This is a genomic window from Pseudoalteromonas spongiae UST010723-006 (genome assembly GCF_000238255.3).
Classification (GTDB): Bacteria; Pseudomonadota; Gammaproteobacteria; order Enterobacterales; family Alteromonadaceae; genus Pseudoalteromonas; species Pseudoalteromonas spongiae.
The window spans coordinates 474,218-493,599 of record NZ_CP011039.1 but is presented as its reverse complement, the minus strand read 5'-3'; the positions used below and the strand labels follow the sequence as shown (position 1 = coordinate 493,599).

Genomic DNA, 19,382 nt, shown 5'->3' with positions numbered 1-19,382 from the left:
GAAGATAAATTATGACAAAATCAATTATTAGCACTGATACAGCACCTGCAGCAATTGGCACGTATAGCCAAGCAGTAAAAGTAGGTACTACGGTTTACCTTTCAGGCCAAATTCCACTGGTTCCTGAAACAATGGAAATGGTATCAGACGATTTCACTGAACAAACACACCAAGTATTTAAAAATCTCGTGTCTGTATGTCAGGCTGCTGGCGGCGAAATTCAAAACATGGTTAAAGTAAATATTTTCCTAACCGACCTATCTAACTTCGCAACCGTAAATGAAGTGATGAGCCAGTATTTTAACGAACCATATCCAGCGCGCGCTGCGATTGGCGTTGCTGAACTGCCAAAAGGTTCACAAATCGAAATTGATGGCATTTTAGAGTTACCATCAACTAATTAATTTAATTCATTAATAAAATAATGAAAAAATTAAATATAAAGGGCTGTTATGCCCTTTTTTTTATGCTAAAAAAACATGTATAGTTTGTTAATCATAATGGCCTAGGAGCTTAAGTGTTTACTCTTAATAACGAAAATCAAGTTGTACTGACAGTTTCTGAGCAAACGCCCATGCCGCCGAGTGCTGACTTTGTCTTTCAAGCACTCGCTAACTCTGAATTCGCCGATTGTTATGTTTTAACAAAAGAAGTGAAAGAAGCTTTTCGCGATCCCGACTTTGACAAACTGATTGTTGCGGAAAAACACGATGCAACGCTGACAGTGTCGGTCAGTGAAGACAAAATGGCTGCAACCGCCTTGTTAACCACGGCCTACGGCGGTGAATTGATGAGCATGGAACAGGCCGTTGAAATCATTAAACAAGCTAATATCACCCGCGGTTACAAACAAGTTTGGTTAGAATCGTTACTAGGTAAGCAATTTGAGGCAATGCCCGGCAAAGAGCTTTCGGGCGTAATTGCCAAAGGGCAAATTCCTGTTGCCGGTAAAAACGGTTCGCTTGAAAAGAATGTACAAACTCTTGCCGACCGCGTGCGTCAACCGAAGCGCCGCGAAGATGGTTCTGTAGATATGCGTGATTTTGGCGCACTCGCAAGTGTAAAACCCGGTGATACCCTGATGACGCACCACTTTGCCACATTAGGCAAAGACGGATTTAACGTACTTGGTGAAACACTAAAAGCCAAACCGGGCGATGAAGTAAAATTAATTGCAGGTGACGGCACTGAACTTAGTGGCACCGATGATAAGTACCTAGTTGCTACTATTGCCGGCGTTCCTGTTGATGACAAATACGGTATGCGTGTTGACGATGTATTTACCATTCCTAATGTCGATGTAAAATCAGGCCATATTGATTTTGACGGTTCAGTGATCATTACCGAGAATATTGAACCGGGTATGAAAGTAACCGCAAAAGGCGACATTACCGTGTTTGGTAGCGTTGAATCTGCGGAGCTAAACGCCACAGGCAGCATAGAAATTAAAGAAGGCTGTTTAGGCCACCACAAAGAGAACGATGAGCTTTCGAATAAAATTAGCTGTGAAGGCAACTTAACCATCAGCTACGCACAATATACGTACTTATCTGGCAATCAAGTTAAAATTAAAAACCAAGCAAGCCACTGCCACATTAAAGCCAAAAATGAGCTAATGATCGGCAACCCTGAAAAAGGGGATGGCAAACTCATTGGCGGCAAAGTACTTGATGCTAAAACCATGATCTGCGGTGAAGTGGGCACCGACAAAGGTGCGCATACGGAAATTCACTTAGGTCATGCAGCTGTATTATTGAAAAACCGCACCGATGAAATTTTTGAACAAGTGCGCTTATGTAATCAGCAGCTAGAAACGCTCGAGTCTGAGTTTGATAAAGCACTGTCTATTGAAGATGCCGATAAACAACAAAATCTGTTAATTGAAATCTCTGATAAGCAAAACCTTAACGAACAGCTAATTGAGTTACTGCCAAATAAAGCCGCCAAGCTAGAACGTGCCATTCATATGCTCCGTGATTACTGCTATCTCGAAGTACAAAAAGCACTACACTCGAATGTAGAGCTGCGTATTTTTAACAAAGTACTCAAAACGGCGCGCACTTACCCACCCCTTACGGCACGTATAGATAAAAACAAAATCGAATTAGAGTTTAAAACAACCTAACCAAAATTATGACCCAATACAAAATGGATAATCTCGACAAATCGATTCTGCACGCGTTGATGGATAACGCGCGCGTGCCTTATGCTGAGCTAGCAAAAAAGTTTGAAGTCAGTGCCGGCACAATTCACGTACGTGTTGAGAAAATGAAACAAGCCAATATTATTACCGGCACAAAAGTTTCTATTAACGAAAAAAATCTAGGTTACGACGTATGTTGTTTTATTGGTATTAACTTAAAAAATGCCAAAGATTATCCCGACACTATCAAGCGCTTAGAAGCGTTAGAAGAAGTGGTAGAAGCCTATTACACCACAGGTAATTACAGTATTTTTATTAAGGTTGTGACACGTTCAATTGATCACCTGCAAGACGTACTAATCAATAAAATACAAGCTATTGACGTAATCCAATCAACCGAGACCTTAATCTCCTTACAAAACCCAATTAACCGAGATGTAACGCCATAACATTTCACTGCGATGCAGAATAATTGCGAGAGACACACCAGCTAGGTATAATCGCCGCGAATTTTCTGGAGAATAACCATGGCCGACAACCGTTACAAACGCGTAAAATCTGTACTCGACAAACGTCAACTTGATTTAACTGTGTGCTTAGACGAAGTGCACAAACATCATAACTTATCAGCAATTGTTAGAACCGCTGACGCTGTTGGTTGTCACCATGTCCATGCGGTTTGGCCAAGAGAACAGCGCCGTTTAACTAATAATACATCGGGTGGTAGTAAAAACTGGGTAGAAACCCATATGCACGATGATATTGATGATGCGGTAAAAGCACTTCGTGAACAAATTCCAGGCGTGCAAATTTTAGCGACCAACCTATCAGATAGCGCCGTAGATTTTCGTGAAATCGATTACACTAAGCCAACTGCCGTTATTGTTGGCCAAGAACGCGATGGTATTTCCGACAAAGCACTCGCTCATGCGGACCAGCATATTATCATTCCAATGGAAGGCATGGTGCAGTCATTAAATGTATCCGTTGCTGCAGCGTTAATTCTGTATGAAGCACAGCGTCAGCGCGAAAACGCAGACATGTATCAACCTAATGACCACTTAGATAAAAACACCAAGCACACATTACTATTTGAAGGCTGTCACCCTATTATCGCGCAACAATGCCGACAAAAAGGCCTAGCTTACCCAGAACTCGATGATGAGGGTGAAATTGTGGCTGACGAAGCCTTTTGGAATACCCTACGCTTTGTTAAAAAAGCTTAAGCCAAACACTGGTTATTTTTACAGTTATCTATTGCAACTTTAAACGTAACCTGTTAAAAACCAAGGACGGTAAAAACGAAAGGACAGCTATGGCAATTGATCTTGCCTCATATCCCATCACTGAACTGAAAGGTGCTGGGCCTAAAATTGCAGAGCGTTTAGCAAAGCTGCATATTTTTACCGTACAAGACTTACTCTTTCATTTACCACTGCGCTATGAAGATCGCACTCGTATTTACCCTATTTGCGAGCTGCAAGCGCACTATCATGTCAGCATTGAAGCAACTATCGAAAATACCAATATCAGCTTTGGTAAACGCCGCATGCTTAATTGCCAAGTTAACGATGGTACAGGCAGGCTAACCTTACGCTTTTTCACTTTTACCGCTGCGCAAAAAAATAATTTAACTGCGGGCAGTAAAATACGCTGTTTTGGAGAAATTCGCCGTGGTAGGAACGGCTATGAAATGGCTCATCCCGAGTATAAAATCATCGATGAGCATGCGACAAGCCAAGTTGAAGAATCACTTACGCCCGTTTACCCAACGACTGAAGGCTTAAAACAGCTTTCGTTACGCAAACTAAGTAGCCAAGCCGTAGCTTTACTAGAGCGCTATGATATTCAAGAACTCTTGCCAGCTCAGTATCAACCACAAGGGTACAGTTTAAAAAAAGCCCTACTAACGCTTCACAAACCAAGTCCTGAGGAAAGTACACTATTACTTGAGCAAGGGCTTCACCCTGCTCAGCAACGACTCGCATTTGAAGAAATACTGGCACAAAATTTAAGTCTTTTAAAACTGCGTGCCAAAGGGCAAGTGCATCAGGCGGTAACCTTGCCACCAACTAATTCTCTTGAGCCACAGCTACTTGCCCTGCTACCTTTCACACCAACTAATGCGCAACAGCGTGTAGTGGCAGAAATTAAACACGATCTAACTCAGCCCTACCCCATGATGCGATTAGTACAAGGCGATGTTGGTTCGGGCAAAACGTTAGTCGCGGCAATGTCAGCACTTACGGCAATTAGCCAAGGTTATCAAGTTGCCCTAATGGCACCTACCGAGATTTTAGCCGAGCAGCACGCTAATGCTTTTCGAACTTGGTTTGAGCCATTAGGGGTTAAAATTGCGTGGTTAGCGGGTAAAACTAAAGGCAAAGAACGCACTGTAGCACTTGAGCAAATAGCCTCCGGCGAAGCACAAATGATTGTCGGCACCCATGCGTTATTCCAAGAACAAGTGAACTTTAATAATCTCGCACTGATTATTATTGATGAACAACACCGCTTTGGCGTACACCAACGTTTAGAATTACGTGAAAAAGGCCGTAATGGCAATTGCTATCCACACCAGTTAGTTATGACCGCTACACCTATTCCACGCACCTTAGCAATGACCGCCTATGCAGATTTAGAAACATCGATTATTGACGAGTTACCACCGGGCAGAACACCTATTACAACGGTCGCTATACCAGATACCCGCCGCCAAGACATTATTAACCGTGTACAGCAGTCGGTGCTACAAGACAAGCGTCAGGTTTATTGGGTGTGTACGCTAATAGAAGAATCTGAGGCATTGCAATGTCAAGCTGCGGAGGATAGCGCAAAAGAATTAGCTAAAGCACTACCCGATGTTGCTATCGAATTGGTACACGGCCGCATGAAACCAAGTGAAAAGCAGTTCATCATGTCGGAGTTTAAAGCGGGCAAAATAGACGTACTGGTTGCTACAACCGTAATAGAAGTTGGGGTAGATGTACCTAACGCTAGCTTAATTATTATTGAAAACCCAGAACGTTTAGGGCTTGCCCAATTACACCAGTTACGCGGCCGTGTTGGCCGTGGCTCAGTTGCATCGCATTGCGTACTGCTATATCACCCTCCACTATCTAACACAGGTCAGAAACGCTTAGGAGTGCTGCGCGATAGCAATGACGGCTTTGTTATTGCAGAACGAGATTTGGAGATACGTGGACCCGGCGAAGTGCTTGGTACAAAGCAGACGGGACTTGCGGAATTTAGAATTGCTGATCTTGTGCGAGACAAAGCACTAGTAGAACAAGTTAGGCCCGTCGCTAAACGCTTTTTAACTGAATATAGCGACCTTGCTGAGCAAATTATTGCCCGTTGGCTACCCGATAAAGAGCAGTTCGCACAGGCATAATCGTTAAGTTAAATGACATTTTTATTTTTTGGCGCGAGCTAAGGCGCTCGGTGGCATTTTTTCAGCGAGCAATGCGAGCTTTTTCGCGACTTCTTGATGACGCTTTTTATCGTAAATTAAAGCGCCATTAAGCCAGCGATATGCATCTTCAAAATCACGAGGGCTACCAAGCCCCGCGTTAAACAGATCAACAAGCCTAATTTGTGCATTTAAATTACCAAGCGATGCGGCCTCACGTAGATAAATAATGGCCTTATTAATATCGCGCTGCACTAATTGACCTACATGGTAATAGCGACCAAGTTGCTCTAGTGCCGCCGCTAAACCCTGATCTGCCGCTTCACGCATGTAATACACACCAAGATCAACATCACGTTCTACACATACTGCGTATGCCAACATATCGCCATATAAAAACTGGTATGCAGGGACTTTCATTTTACTTGCACGCGCTTCGATATCCTGCACAAGTTGGCAATCATCGAGCTTTACTCGTGTTAAATGTTCATTTTTATTTATGAGTTTAATGAGTTCATCTTGGCTGTAGATTTGCACTGCTTGAAGTTCAGGGTTTTCGGCAAGCACATTTGCAGAGCTAAAAAGTAGCCCTGTAGCAGCAAAGGTTTGACACAATGTTCGCATAAATAAACGCATAATAATTCTCAGATATTCGAGGCCAATTAAGTCAATCCACTTAACTAGTTAATCATTCAGTGAGCTAACTACCGCACTACACTTATAATTAGTGCGATAAACGTGTTCAAATATTTAATACCAATTCACTTAAATAGCTGATCATCCTAGCGGGCTAAATATCATGCTAACTGCGTTTGAATTTATCAATGTAGAACAACTACATAAAAAATTCCGCCTTGTTACCATTTCATTTATCCATCGCTATCCCTGATCACATACTTAACAGAACTGGGGCTCATACCAATTTAAAATAATTGATACAAAATATATACCAACCTTTGAATTTTAGGCATAAAAAAAGCTGCAAACTGCAGCTTTTTTCTAGAAACTAAATTTACTCACCAAATGGGTTACGTACAATCATTGTTTCTACACGATCTGGGCCAGTCGAAATGATATCGATTGGTACACCAGTGATTTCTTCTAAACGCTTGATGTAGTTACGTGCTGCTTGCGGTAAGCCTTCGTAAGTTGTTACACCGAACGTATTTTCGCTCCAACCTGGCATCTCTTCGTATACTGGTGTTACTTTCTCGTAACCTTCAGCAGCAAGTGGTGTTACGTTTGTAACTGTGCCATCTTCAAGCTGGTAACCAGTACAGATTTTGATTGTTTCTAAACCGTCTAATACGTCTAGTTTAGTTAAACAGAAGCCTGTAATAGAGTTAATTTGTACCGCACGACGCATTGCAACAGCATCGAACCAACCTGTACGACGTAAACGACCCGTTGTAGCGCCAAACTCGTGACCTTTGTCACCTAAGTGTTTGCCAACAGGGTCTTGCTTATCTAGACCGTCATAAAGTTCCGTTGGGAAAGGACCTGAACCAACACGTGTTGTATATGCTTTCACGATACCTAATACGTAATCTAGGTTCAATGGACCAAAACCAGCACCCGTAGCAACACCGCCAGCCGTTGTATTTGAAGACGTAACGTATGGGTATGTGCCGTGGTCGATATCAAGTAGCGTACCTTGCGCACCTTCAAATAAGATGTGCTCGCCATTAGTACGTGCTTGGTCAAGTAACTCAGTAACGTCAACAACCATAGACTTAAGAATGTCAGCAACAGCCATTGCTGCATCTAATGTTTCTTGGTAATCAACTGGATCAACTTTGTAGTAATTAACTAGTGTAAAGTTATGATACTCAAGTACTTCTTTTAGTTTTTCAGCGAATAACTCTGGGTTAAATAAATCGCCAACACGTAAGCCACGACGCGCCACTTTATCTTCGTAAGCTGGACCAATACCACGACCTGTAGTACCGATAGCTTTAGCGCCACGTGCTTCTTCACGAGCCATGTCTAATGCTACGTGGTACGGTAGGATTAGTGGACATGCTTCAGAAATTAATAAACGCTCTCTAACCGGAACACCACGCTCTTCAAGCATGCCGATTTCGCGCATAAGTGCATCTGGTGCTAATACTACACCGTTACCGATTACACATTTAACATTGTCACGTAGAACACCTGATGGGATAAGGTGAAGAACTGTTTTCTCACCGTTAATAACGAGTGTGTGACCTGCGTTGTGACCACCTTGATAACGTACAACTAAAGACGCTTTATCTGTTAGTAGGTCAACAACCTTACCTTTACCTTCGTCACCCCATTGGGTGCCTAATACAACGACGTTTTTACCCATTGTAACTTCACTTAAAGAAAATTAGGCGCAGATTCTATCAAAAAATAGGGGCAAAGATCACCCCGTTTAGCAGCTTTTTTCATCATTTTATCTAAATAACTTCAATTAAATTGGTATATACAAGCTCATTAAGCACTGTTGTTTTTAGATAATTTACTAATAAATTTAATTTTTATTTTATCTCTTGGTTGTTTTTTATTTTATGGTTTTAACCACATAAAAAGCAGCCAACCAATCAAGATTAAAGCAACGCCTATCATCCGCAATTGCGGATCAGCTAATTGCGCTATTTCGCGTAAATACTCGCGCCATTTCGCTGGAAATAAAGCAGGCCCAAGCCCTTCAAAAATTAGCAACAAAGCAAACGCCAATAGCAATACATCAAAGCTCATTATTTTCTCCATAAAAAAGCCCTGCAAAGTGCAGGGCTTTCAATATTAAATTGCAACTGGGTAAATTACTTACCGGTTTGCTTCATATACTTAAAGAAGTCACTATCAGGGCTCAGCACCATAACGTCTTCTTTGTTTTTAAAGGTTGCTTTGTAAGCATCTAGGCTGCGTAAGAAGCTATAGAATTCAGCGTCTTTGTTGTACGCATCAGCATAAATTTTCGCTGCTAACGCATCACCTTCACCACGTACACTTCGTGCATTACGCTCAGCATCAGCAAGCATAACCGTTACACGACGGTCTACGTCAGCGCGAATTTTTTCAGCCTTCTCCATACCTTCCGAACGGTGTTCTTTCGCTACAGCAGAACGCTCAGCGCGCATACGTTGGAAAATTGAGTTACTTACTTCTGTCGGTAAATTAATTTTCTTCACACGTACATCAAGTACTTCAATACCTAACTCAGCAGCACTTTCAGAAGCTTGCGATAATGCCTCTTCCATTAGTGCGCTACGCTCACCTGACACAATCTCACGAATTGTGCGCGAACCAAAGTTAGTTCTTAAACCATTGTTTACCTTTTGCTTAAGTAGTGTTTCAGCATATTGCTTATCACCACGCGCACGCAGGTAGAACTTACTGAAGTCTTTAACACGCCATTTAACATACGAATCAACAATTAAGTCTTTCTTTTCGCTTGTTACAAAACGATCTGGTGAACCGTCCAGTGTTTGAATACGCGAATCTAGCTTACGTACTTGAGAGATAAACGGCATTTTAAATTGCAGACCTGGCTCATAAACAACCGGGTTATCTTCGCTATCTTTCTTAACTTTACTAAACTCTAATACAATTGCCTTTTGACCTTCTGGCACCACAAACAGACCAGAAAAACTAAGCATCGCTAGAATAACAACAATAACTAAACCAAAGTTTTTCATTGATTGTATCTCCCAGAGTTATAACGGTCGCTAGAGTAGCGGTCATTCGCAGAATTTAGCTGACTGTTTTTCGTTGTACCTAGTTGCTGTCTTAAGTTATCAACATCATTGCGTTGACGAGCAGGCATTGCGTTTTCTTTCGATTGCTGAATAATTTTATCGAGCGGTAAATACATCATATTATTACCACCTTCTACATCAACAATTACCTTTGACGTGTTACCTAATACTTCTTCCATCGCATCAATATAAAGACGCTGACGCGTTACTTCTTTAGCAGCTTGGTATTCTGGTAATAGACGCTCAAAACGTGCGATTTCACCTTGCGCTTCAAGCGTTACACGCTCTTTATACGCTTCTGCTTCTTGCGTCATACGTGTTACACGACCACGTGCAGTTGGTTCAATCTCACGTTGATATGCTTCAGCTTCACGAATAAAACGCTCTTCATCTTCTTGTGCAGCAATTGCATCATCAAACGCATCTTTAACTTCTGCCGGTGGACGCGCATCTTTAAAGTTAACGTCTGTCAGTACGATACCTAAGTTATATGGCGTGATAATTTTCTCAAGTTCCTGCCAAGTGTCTTGACGCACCTGCTCACGGCCTTTCGTTAACACATCATCCATTTTTGCATGACCAACAACGTAACGTAGTGCACTATCAAGTGCTTGCTGTAAGCTGTGATCTGCATCCGTTACGCTGAAGCGGTATAAATATGCATCGGTAACGCGGTACTGAACCACGAACTCAACACTTACCACGTTCTCATCTTCAGTAAGCATAAAGCCTGATGCAGAAAGTGAACGCACTGCTTCAATATCTACAGGGATGACACGATCAACAAACGTCATTTTCCAACGAAGACCTGGCATAGCAACTTCATGGAACTGACCGAAGCGTAATACAACACCACGCTCTGCTTCTTTCACCGTGTAAAAACCACTAATAGCCCAAACAGTAATAGCGATAATTAAAACAAATACCAGTGCAGGGCCACTTAAACCGCCGTTGCTTGATCCTTTTTTGCCGCCAAATAAGCCACCAAAGCGGTCGCCGTATTTGCGGAACACTTCATCTAAATCAGGTGGACCCTGATCTCGACCGCCCTTGTTATTCCATGGGTCTTTGTCGTTGCCATTGTTACCCGGCTCGTTCCAGGCCATAGCGTCACTCCAATATTAATAATTAAAATTAAACTTTGGTAAATTTACCAAAACCTTAGGGGATTTTCTAATTTTTACGGTAAACAAATATTTTTGAAAAGTTAAACCACTAATTCTTGTATTTGCTCACCGAACTCTTTTTTCAAGCGCTGCCAGTCTGACATAGGTAACCTGACATTTAATAGCCAATTACCCAGCTCATCAAAGTTTTCAGCTTGCACCGCATTTAATCGATAAAGCGCACCTTGTAAGCGACCTAATTGCGGCGGAATGCGCATATTTTCATGGAACATTTGTTCCGCTAAGCATTCGCCAATCGCTTCAAGCAATAGTTCACAACCTACCCCAGTTTGTGCCGATAACCAAACGCGAATAGGTCTACCTTCATCATTGCGATCAATACGTGGAGACACCTCTTCCACTAAATCGATTTTGTTGTAAACCAATAACTGCGGTACTTCATCGGCATCAATTTCTCTCAGTACATCTTGTACTTGCTCGATATTTTCTTGACGCCTTGCATCTGCGACATCAATCACGTGAAGTTGTAAATCCGCTTCACGGGTCTCAGCTAACGTTGATTTAAACGCAGCGACTAAGTCATGCGGTAAATGCCTAATAAAACCAACAGTATCAGCAAGAATTGTTGGTCCCAAATCTGGCACCTCAATTTTACGAAGTGTTGGGTCAAGCGTCGCAAACAGCTGATCCGCCGCATATACATCACTGTCGGTGATGCGATTAAACAAGGTTGATTTACCCGCATTGGTATAGCCAACTAATGATACGGTTGGAATTTCATTTCGGTTTCGTGCGCGACGCCCTTGTTCACGTTGTTTAGCTACTTTTTCTAAGCGCTTTAAAATATTTTTAATTTTGCCACGAATTAAACGGCGGTCGGTTTCAAGCTGGGTTTCACCCGGACCTCGTAAACCTATGCCCCCTTTTTGCCTTTCAAGGTGAGTCCAACCTCGAATCAATCGTGTAGAAATATGGCGTAATTGTGCAAGTTCTACTTGTAGCTTACCTTCATGAGTACGCGCTCTTTGCGCAAAGATATCAAGAATCAAACTAGTTCTATCAAGCACGCGACATTTACATATCGCCTCTAAGTTACGTTCTTGTGAGGGGGATAATTCGTGATTAAAGATGATTACATCTGCATCATGGATTTTGACAATCTCAGCAATTTCCTCAGCTTTACCGCTTCCTACGAAGTATTTGGCATGCGGTGATTGACGACTGCCTTGCACAATCGTCAATGCATTTACACCAGCTGAAGAAACGAGCATTTCCAATTCTTGCAAATCTTCACGATCGCCTTCATTTGGAAATTCGATATGAACTAAGACTGCCTGTTCACCGGCTTCATAACGGTCAAACAAGCATTAAACTCCTATTAATTAGTAGTTACCGCTCTCGTCTTCTGCACCGCCCTGAGTCGCTTGGAAATTAACAGCTCGCGCAGGTACAACAGTTGAAATAGCGTGTTTGTAAACCATTTGGTTTACAGTGTTTTCTAGTAAAATTACAAATTGGTCAAATGACTGAATTTTGCCTTGTAGCTTAATGCCGTTAACTAAATAAATTGCTACAGGAATACGTTCACGGCGTAACGCGTTCAAAAATGGGTCTTGTAATGATTGGCCTTTTGCCATTGTTATTTTCCTTAGTTCTAGGTGTTCTTATAAAATTCGATAACTCTAACGAATTCAATTATTTTTACTGCACCACTTTACTAGCTTAGCGAACTTAACACGCGTTGCAAGTTTTCTTCATCGCCTGATTCTAGCCAAGTAATATTTTGCCAGCCACGTAACCAAGTCAACTGACGTTTAGCAAGCTGACGCGTAGCAGCTATGCCCTTAAAAACCATTTCATCATAATCATCCTCGCCCGCGAGATAATCCCACATTTGACGATAACCTACACAGCGAATAGACGGTAGGTCTGGATGTAAGTCCTTTCTTGTATATAAGGCCAGAACTTCTTTTTCAAACCCCATATCGAGCATTATTTTAAATCTTTTTTCAATACGTTGGTGTAACACAGCGCGATCGCTCGGTGCAATCGCAAACTGTAAAACATCAAAAGGTAACGGTTCTGACTTAACCTTTTGTAGCTCACTCATTGGTTTACCCGTTAAACGGTATACCTCTAAAGCGCGATTAATACGCTGTGAGTCATTTTCATTAATTTTTGCAGCTGCAACTGGATCGACCTGTGTCAGTTCTTGATGCAGTGCAGGCCAGCCTTTCAATTGCGCTTCTTGCTCAAGTTCAGCACGAATTGCTTGGTCTGCATTTGGTAATGGTGACAAGCCTTCAAGTAACGCTTTGAAATACATCATGGTGCCACCCACCAAGAGCGGAATTTTGCCTTGGCTATGTAACTGGGCAATATTATCTAGCGCATCACGACGAAAGTCAGCTGCAGAATAACTATCAGCAGGATCGATTAAATCGATAAGTCGATGCGGTGCTAATGCCAACTCTTCAGCATTCGGCTTCGCGGAACCAATATCCATGCCTTTGTATACCAACGCAGAGTCGACACTTATTACTTCGGTATTTAAATGCTGACAAAGCCGAATAGCTAAGTCGGTTTTACCGGAAGCAGTCGGTCCCATTAAGCAAATAATTGGCAATTGTTGCAACGTTTTTCCTTGCTAAACTAAAAATTAATCGGTTAGTCAAAAAGACTGTTTTCTATGTCAATTTTAACAGTTTTCGTTTTAAAACTGGCAATTAATTCAGGCTTTTTTACCACTAACTCGACTAATTGCTTAGTAATTGTGTAGCCCAGAGGCTGAACTAAAGCAATATTTTTCAGCCAAGTCAGCCAAAACGTCAGATCGGTTTTTTCATTTTGTCGCAATGCATGGTCAAACAAGTTATCTAAGATTTGATTAACATCCACTGAATATAAAACCTCAGGTAATTTTTTTACTAACAAAAACTGAGAGTTGACGGCAATATCAAAACCAAGAATTCCTAACCATGAAAGGTTGTCTTGCACTTTATCAAGCAAGTCTGACGATAAATTGATACGAACAGGTAATAGCAGACTTTTACTTTCAAGTTGCCCTTGTTGTTCAACATGCGTTTGCCAGAGGGTAAGGATTGCAGGCGTAAGATCGACCAACTGCGGTTCACCATTTACACTGCGCAGTGCTTTTCCTTGGCGTAGCGGCAATAATTCAATGCACTCAGCGCTATTAGGTGATTGCGGTATATCATTAAGCGTGTGATGAACTGCGGATTCAATGACCTGATCGGCGACTCCCTGATAGAAGGCATTTACCGAATGCTGTTTTACACTATCAGGTACTTGATGATGCTGCATTAGCGGCTTTTTGTAACCCGAACTACCACTAGACGCAGAAAAAGAGGCACTTTGTTCACGCACTTGTGGCGTAGTCAGCGCGCTGGGTTCATGCCCAGTATCAAATTGATGCATTTGCTGTAGTACATAATCGCTAGTCTCATTGCTTGGCGCTAGTTCCAGCGGCTGTTCAAAGCTAATCGCTTGCCTCACTGCTTGTACAATAAAGTCATGCACTAAACGTCCTTGATGAAAGCGGACTTCGTGTTTCGCTGGGTGTACATTCACATCGACTTGGCGTGGCTCTATTTCAAGGTAAATAACAAAACCCGGAATATCATAGCCTGAAGCATACTCTTCAAATGTTTGACGAATAGCGTGAAAAATTAACTTATCACGCATCATTCGACCATTAACATAAGTGTACTGCGGCTCTGTTTTATCGCCAACGGGTAATACCCAGCCATACAGGCGTAAGCGCTCATCACCAGAATCGACATACACAGCCTGCTGTTCAAAGACCTTTCCTGCAACTTGGGCAACGCGCTTGACGTAATTTTCTTGCTGCATTTGCGCACGATATTGACGCACAGTTTTGCCATTATGCTTAAGCGTAATTGCCACATCAAAACGCGACAGTGCAATGCGCTTCAGCAATTCATCAATATGGTGAAATTCAGTTTTCTCGGTGCGTAAAAATTTACGACGAGCTGGTGTGTTAAAAAATAAATCAACTACTTCAATGGTTGTGCCATTAGGATGAGAAGCTGGCGTAATTTGTACCGCCATATCTCGCCCTTCGGCATAAGCTTGCCACGCTTCGTTTTGTGCCTCAGTTTTAGAGGTCAATGTTAAACGCGATACTGAGCTTATTGACGCCAAGGCTTCGCCACGAAAGCCTAGTGATGCGATTTGTTCTAAGTCATCGAGTGATTTTATTTTGCTGGTTGCATGGCGTGACAACGCTAAAGTGAGCTGGTCTTTGTCGATACCAAAGCCATTATCGCGAATACGTATTAGTTTGTGACCACCACGTTCAATATCAATTTGAATGCGCGTTGCACCCGCATCTAAACTGTTTTCCACCAGCTCTTTAACCACTGATGCGGGGCGTTCTACTACTTCACCAGCAGCTATTTGGTTGGCAAGACGAGCAGGTAATATTTGTATAGACATAATTACAAGTTCTAAAATCGAGGCACTATTAGCTACGCGGAATAGCTAAATTTTGTCCGATATATAACGTATTCGACGACAACTTATTAGCCTTTTTCAAAGAGCTAACCGTTACCCCATAACGACTCGCAAGCACACTTAGAGACTCACCTGAACGCACCTTATGAAAACGCGGCTGCTCTTTTTTCAACTTGGCAAAATAAGAATCCTCCGGCGGATTATTTTTAAAATAGCCTTTTACCGATTTGAAAATTGCCGTCGCGAGCTTTTCTTGGTGGTCTCTGGTTTTTAGCAAGCGCTCTTCAGCTGGATTTGATATAAAACCTGTCTCAACTAAAATTGAGGGAATATCAGGTGACTTTAATACAGCCAAACTTGCTGCCTGCGGCACTTTTTTGTGCATACGTGTCACTTTTCGCATTTCCGCAATCACATCTTCAGCAACTTCAAAGCCAGTTTTCATCGAGTGATCCATCGACATATCGAGTAGCGCTTGCGCTAAGTAGCGCTCTTGCTGAGTATCTTTCAATACATCTGCAGCACCACCTAACAATTCGGAATGTTGCTCTCGATTTTCTATCCATTTACCAATTTCTGAATTCGCTCGCCTTAACGAAAGCACCCAAACAGAGCCACCGCGCGGTTGCGGCGACGTAAATGCGTCTGCGTGAATTGAAATTAAGAAATCAGCTTTTTTGGTTCGAGCTCGTTCGGTGCGTGTATTTAATTTTACGTAGTAGTCACCGGTACGCGGCAAGACAGCAGACATACCTTTTTCTGCATTAATTTTGGCTGCCAAACGCTTTGCAATTTGCAGCGTAATAGTTTTTTCATAGGTACCTGAAGGGCCGATAGAGCCTGGATCTTCACCACCATGCCCCGCTACAACAGCAACGACAATGTCTCTATCACTGCTAATATCGCGACTTTTTACAACGGTTTGTGCTTTCGGTTTTTCTTTACTGTACAAATCAAATACAAGTCGGTCGCTATACGGGCCTGTTGGTGCGAGTGAAAAGATAACCGGTTTAACAGGTGCTAGCAGTTCAAATACTAAACGCGTATCGGATTTTCGCTTTGGTGTGCTGTAGCGAATTTTTTTAATTAATTGATGTTTTTTATCAATTTTTGGAAATGTTGCTGCGCGGCCCGGTGTTGATTTTATATCAACCACCAAGCGCAATGGATTTTTCAAAAAGAAGTAGCTGTATTCAGGCTTCTCTTTCATATCGAGTACCACTCGGGTGCTCTCAGGAGACGGCCAAACACGCACACTGTCAATTTTGTTTGCAGCGTATAAGTTAACACTCACAAACATCATGACAATTGTAATTACTCGAAATAGAGATTTAATATTGTACCAATCGCTAGTCATTCTTCAGCTTATTTATTATTGTTTTGCCACTTTGACTGTTCGCCATTATGGTTATTCTACGCGCATTATCGACATATTCCATTGTAATTTCTAGATCTGCCTGTGCAAGCATTCCAGCGCCTTTTTCTGGCCATTCAATTAAACACACTGAGTTATTTTCAAAGTAGTCTCGAATGCCCATAAATTCCAATTCTTCAGGATCTGCAAGGCGATATAAATCGAAGTGATAAACATTTTGTGAAGCTAATTCGTAGGGTTCAACCAAGGTATAGGTTGGACTTTTTACTTTACCGGTATGACCAAAGCCTTGTACAACGCCGCGTGTAAGCGTCGTTTTGCCCGCACCTAAGTCGCCATGTAAAAAGATAACAGCACCTTCATGTATACAAGAAGACAATTTACTACCCATGGCTACTGTTTCAGTTTCATCGGCCAAAAAGCAATTAAAAACCCCATCTTGCTGATTCATTTACTTCTCCACTAATCAACCAGTTTTCTAATAAAAGGGTACAGATCTGAGACTAACATGCCACACTTACCCTGTTGCTCTGCAATTTCCGCTGCGCGGCCGTGAATATTAACAGCCAATTGAACAGCTTCAAAATTCGGCATGCCCTGCGCAATTAAGCCAGCGATTATACCAGATAAACAATCGCCCATCCCAGCACTTGCCATACTAACGCTGCCCGACGTATTAATTACCGTCTGATGACTATTAGCAACTAAGCTGCCTGCACCTTTTAATAAGGCTATTGCGTTAAATTGCTTTGCTAATTTAGAGACTGAATCAAAACGATTAAGTTCAATTTCAGAGCTTGAGATACCCAGTAACCTTGAAGCCTCTCCGCTGTGAGGGGTAATAATCATTTGCGCTAGGTTAATTGGTTTTTGAGCTAACAAGTTAAGCCCATCCGCATCAATAATAATTGGTTTATTGACCTTCTCGATTGTCTGCCATACAGTCTTGCTCCAATTTGATTGACCAAGACCTGGGCCAATCACACACACATCTGCTTTTTCAATTAGTGGTTCCAACTCTGTTGCATGCTCGACGGCGTGTACCATCAGTTCATAACGCCCTTGGACCACAATGGCGCGATTTTCTGGATGCGTCGCTACACTGACAAGCCCTGCACCTGTGCGCAGACAGGACTCAGCCGCAATGCGAATAGCCCCCGGCATAGGTTTATCGCCACCAATTAATAAAACATGGCCAAGTTGTTGTTTATAACTATTGATATGACGAACCGGCAGTGATGCTTTTAACGCGTCATAATTTACTAACTGAGAGAGTGGTGTGACATATTCAGTAAAAGCATCGGCTAATCCGAGTCCTACGAAATATAAATTGCCAACATGCTGTTTAGCATTACCGCTTAATAACCCTTGCTTAAGAGCAATAAAGCTTACTGTATAATTAGCATTGATACAGACATTTGCTACTTCGCCTGTTGTCGCATTCAGACCTGAAGGTAAATCTACCGCAATAATAGGCTTATTCTGTTGGTTAATGTGATTGATAACATCTGCATATTCACCACTTAACGCACCGCAAAAACCGATGCCCAACAGTGCATCAATATATACGTCGGCACTGGTATCTAAGCTATCAACTACTTCGCCGCCTCGCTTTAAGTAATCTAAGTAAGCGCGCTTAGCGTCACCGGTTAACTGATTTACATCCTTAACACTGAATACCGTAACATCAAGCTCATGCTGCAAAGCATAATTAGCCACCCAGTAGCCATCACCTCCATTGTTACCGCCACCAGCAATCACTTGAACTTTATCGCAATCACCATATTTCAACATCAGCAGCTGAAAAACCGATGCAGCAGCCTGTTGCATCAGCGCGTACATATCAACGTTTTGCTGCGATGCAACAATCGCTTCATTGTCTTTTACTTGTTGGGCGCTATATGCAAACTGTGGTAAATTAGTGGTTAATTCTGGCGTCATTTATTTCACCTACTGGTATGTCTACTCTTAACTATCCGAATTTGGTAGAAAAAATCAAGCTTTGGGCAAAAGAGCTTGGTTTTGATCAAGTGAGTATCACCGATATTGACCTATCTCAGCACGAAGCACAATTACAACGATGGTTAGATGCGGGCTACCATGGCGAAATGGAGTATATGGCTGCACACGGCATGAAACGCGCACGCCCAGCTGAGCTTGTGCCTGGCACACAACGAGTTATTTCTGTGCGCATGAATTACCTACCACCAGATGCGAGCTTCGCTAAAGATTTAAAAAACAAACAAACTGCATATATAAGCCGTTATGCCCTAGGCCGCGATTATCATAAATTAATGCGTAATCGTTTAAAGCAGCTCGGTAAAAAGTTAGAACAAGAACTAGAACAGCATCAAATTACCTTAGGATTTAGACCCTTTGTTGACTCAGCCCCCGTATTAGAACGCCAACTAGCTGAAAAAGCAGGACTCGGCTGGACCGGAAAACACACGCTAATACTGAATCAAGAAGCGGGATCTTGGTTTTTCTTAGGTGAGTTATTTGTGGATTTACCGCTACCGGTAAACGAAGAGACGGTAGAGAACAAATGCGGTAGTTGCGTGGCATGTATTACCTCGTGCCCTACAGGCGCAATTGTTGAACCTTATGTGGTTGATGCAAGACGCTGTATTTCATACTTAACAATTGAAAAACAAGGCGCCATTCCTGAAGAATTCCGTTCATTATTAGGCAATCGCATTTACGGTTGCGATGACTGCCAATTAGTGTGCCCGTGGAACCGCTACGGACAGCTTACAGCCGAAAATGACTTTCATATTCGTAAGCATTTAAAAAGTCAGGACTTACTTACGCTTTTTGCATGGGATGAAGCGACCTTTCTAAAAAACACCGAGGGTAGCGCGATTCGCCGTATTGGTATAGAGCGCTGGCGACGCAATATCGCAGTAGCGCTAGGAAATGCAGATGCAAATAACGATATTATAAACGCATTAGAGCGTGCGAAGAGTGATGCATCTGAAATGTTGCTTGAACACATTCATTGGGCACTCGCACAACAACACAATAAAACCGCGCAAAGAGACAACAAAACAAAACGCTTAATTCGTATTATTGAGAAAGGCTTACCAAGAGATGCTTAACCCTTGGT

At 42.3% G+C, this 19,382-nt stretch carries 18 protein-coding genes; 6 read left to right on the top strand and 12 right to left on the bottom strand.

The genetic code is table 11. The features are described 5' to 3' along the window. The first annotated feature begins 11 nt into the window (after nucleotides 1-11). From PSPO_RS02320 to recG, 5 genes are all read left to right on the top strand, one after another. The gene (locus PSPO_RS02320) at nucleotides 12-404 is read left to right on the top strand and encodes a RidA family protein (protein ID WP_010561052.1); all 393 of its coding nucleotides are present in this window, start codon (nucleotides 12-14) and stop codon (nucleotides 402-404) included. Nucleotides 405-517: 113 nt separating this feature from the next. After that, nucleotides 518-2,125, top strand: coding sequence for a DUF342 domain-containing protein (locus PSPO_RS02315; RefSeq protein WP_010561053.1), 1,608 nt, complete (start codon nucleotides 518-520; stop codon nucleotides 2,123-2,125). Between the two features lie 8 nt (nucleotides 2,126-2,133). Beyond that, entirely contained in the window at nucleotides 2,134-2,592 is a 459-nt protein-coding gene (asnC, locus tag PSPO_RS02310; protein WP_010561054.1) for a transcriptional regulator AsnC, read from the top strand. 78 nt (nucleotides 2,593-2,670) lie between these two features. After that, nucleotides 2,671-3,369 (top strand): tRNA (guanosine(18)-2'-O)-methyltransferase TrmH, encoded by a 699-nt coding sequence (gene trmH / locus PSPO_RS02305; protein ID WP_010561055.1) that lies wholly within the window; start codon nucleotides 2,671-2,673, stop codon nucleotides 3,367-3,369. Between the two features lie 50 nt (nucleotides 3,370-3,419). Next, complete coding sequence (gene recG, locus PSPO_RS02300) at nucleotides 3,420-5,537, top strand: ATP-dependent DNA helicase RecG (RefSeq protein ID WP_267890924.1); 2,118 nt, start codon at nucleotides 3,420-3,422, stop codon at nucleotides 5,535-5,537. Nucleotides 5,538-5,558: 21 nt separating this feature from the next. Here the strand turns inward: recG and PSPO_RS02295 are convergent, their stop codons facing one another. The 12 genes from PSPO_RS02295 to PSPO_RS02240 all read right to left on the bottom strand — a co-directional run bounded on the left by PSPO_RS02295 (nucleotide 5,559) and on the right by PSPO_RS02240 (nucleotide 18,217). Beyond that, nucleotides 5,559-6,191: a tetratricopeptide repeat protein gene (locus PSPO_RS02295; RefSeq protein WP_010561057.1), complete on the bottom strand. Its 633-nt coding sequence runs from the start codon at nucleotides 6,189-6,191 to the stop codon at nucleotides 5,559-5,561. A 376-nt stretch (nucleotides 6,192-6,567) separates the two neighbouring features. Then, the gene (locus PSPO_RS02290) at nucleotides 6,568-7,884 is read right to left on the bottom strand and encodes an adenylosuccinate synthase (protein WP_010561058.1); all 1,317 of its coding nucleotides are present in this window, start codon (nucleotides 7,882-7,884) and stop codon (nucleotides 6,568-6,570) included. 200 nt (nucleotides 7,885-8,084) lie between these two features. Next, entirely contained in the window at nucleotides 8,085-8,276 is a 192-nt protein-coding gene (locus tag PSPO_RS02285) for a DUF2065 domain-containing protein (protein ID WP_010561059.1), read from the bottom strand. 65 nt (nucleotides 8,277-8,341) lie between these two features. Continuing rightward, a complete protein-coding gene (gene hflC, locus PSPO_RS02280; RefSeq protein WP_010561060.1) occupies nucleotides 8,342-9,217 on the bottom strand; it encodes a protease modulator HflC in 876 nt (291 codons plus the stop codon). Next, on the bottom strand, nucleotides 9,214-10,383 hold the full coding sequence (gene hflK, locus PSPO_RS02275; RefSeq protein WP_010561061.1) for an FtsH protease activity modulator HflK: 1,170 nt from the start codon (nucleotides 10,381-10,383) through the stop codon (nucleotides 9,214-9,216). Before hflK ends, hflC begins: the two co-directional genes overlap by 4 nt. Before the next feature lie 101 nt (nucleotides 10,384-10,484). After that, nucleotides 10,485-11,768 (bottom strand): ribosome rescue GTPase HflX, encoded by a 1,284-nt coding sequence (gene hflX, locus PSPO_RS02270; protein ID WP_010561062.1) that lies wholly within the window; start codon nucleotides 11,766-11,768, stop codon nucleotides 10,485-10,487. 18 nt (nucleotides 11,769-11,786) lie between these two features. Further along, the gene (gene hfq / locus PSPO_RS02265) at nucleotides 11,787-12,041 is read right to left on the bottom strand and encodes an RNA chaperone Hfq (RefSeq protein ID WP_010561063.1); all 255 of its coding nucleotides are present in this window, start codon (nucleotides 12,039-12,041) and stop codon (nucleotides 11,787-11,789) included. Between the two features lie 80 nt (nucleotides 12,042-12,121). Next, nucleotides 12,122-13,039, bottom strand: coding sequence for a tRNA (adenosine(37)-N6)-dimethylallyltransferase MiaA (gene miaA / locus PSPO_RS02260; RefSeq protein ID WP_010561064.1), 918 nt, complete (start codon nucleotides 13,037-13,039; stop codon nucleotides 12,122-12,124). Nucleotides 13,040-13,071: 32 nt separating this feature from the next. Then, nucleotides 13,072-14,883 carry a DNA mismatch repair endonuclease MutL gene (gene mutL / locus PSPO_RS02255; protein ID WP_010561065.1) on the bottom strand — a complete coding sequence of 604 codons (1,812 nt, stop codon included), beginning with the start codon at nucleotides 14,881-14,883 and terminating at the stop codon, nucleotides 13,072-13,074. Nucleotides 14,884-14,911: 28 nt separating this feature from the next. Continuing rightward, nucleotides 14,912-16,258: an N-acetylmuramoyl-L-alanine amidase gene (locus PSPO_RS02250; protein WP_010561066.1), complete on the bottom strand. Its 1,347-nt coding sequence runs from the start codon at nucleotides 16,256-16,258 to the stop codon at nucleotides 14,912-14,914. Continuing rightward, complete coding sequence (gene tsaE, locus PSPO_RS02245) at nucleotides 16,251-16,727, bottom strand: tRNA (adenosine(37)-N6)-threonylcarbamoyltransferase complex ATPase subunit type 1 TsaE (protein ID WP_010561067.1); 477 nt, start codon at nucleotides 16,725-16,727, stop codon at nucleotides 16,251-16,253. Before tsaE ends, PSPO_RS02250 begins: the two co-directional genes overlap by 8 nt. An 11-nt stretch (nucleotides 16,728-16,738) precedes the next feature. Beyond that, nucleotides 16,739-18,217: a bifunctional ADP-dependent NAD(P)H-hydrate dehydratase/NAD(P)H-hydrate epimerase gene (locus PSPO_RS02240; protein ID WP_010561068.1), complete on the bottom strand. Its 1,479-nt coding sequence runs from the start codon at nucleotides 18,215-18,217 to the stop codon at nucleotides 16,739-16,741. A gap of 17 nt (nucleotides 18,218-18,234) precedes the next feature. On the opposite strand from PSPO_RS02240, the gene queG reads away from it, so the two are divergent. Beyond that, complete coding sequence (gene queG / locus PSPO_RS02235; RefSeq protein WP_010561069.1) at nucleotides 18,235-19,374, top strand: tRNA epoxyqueuosine(34) reductase QueG; 1,140 nt, start codon at nucleotides 18,235-18,237, stop codon at nucleotides 19,372-19,374. Nucleotides 19,375-19,382: the final 8 nt, after the last annotated feature.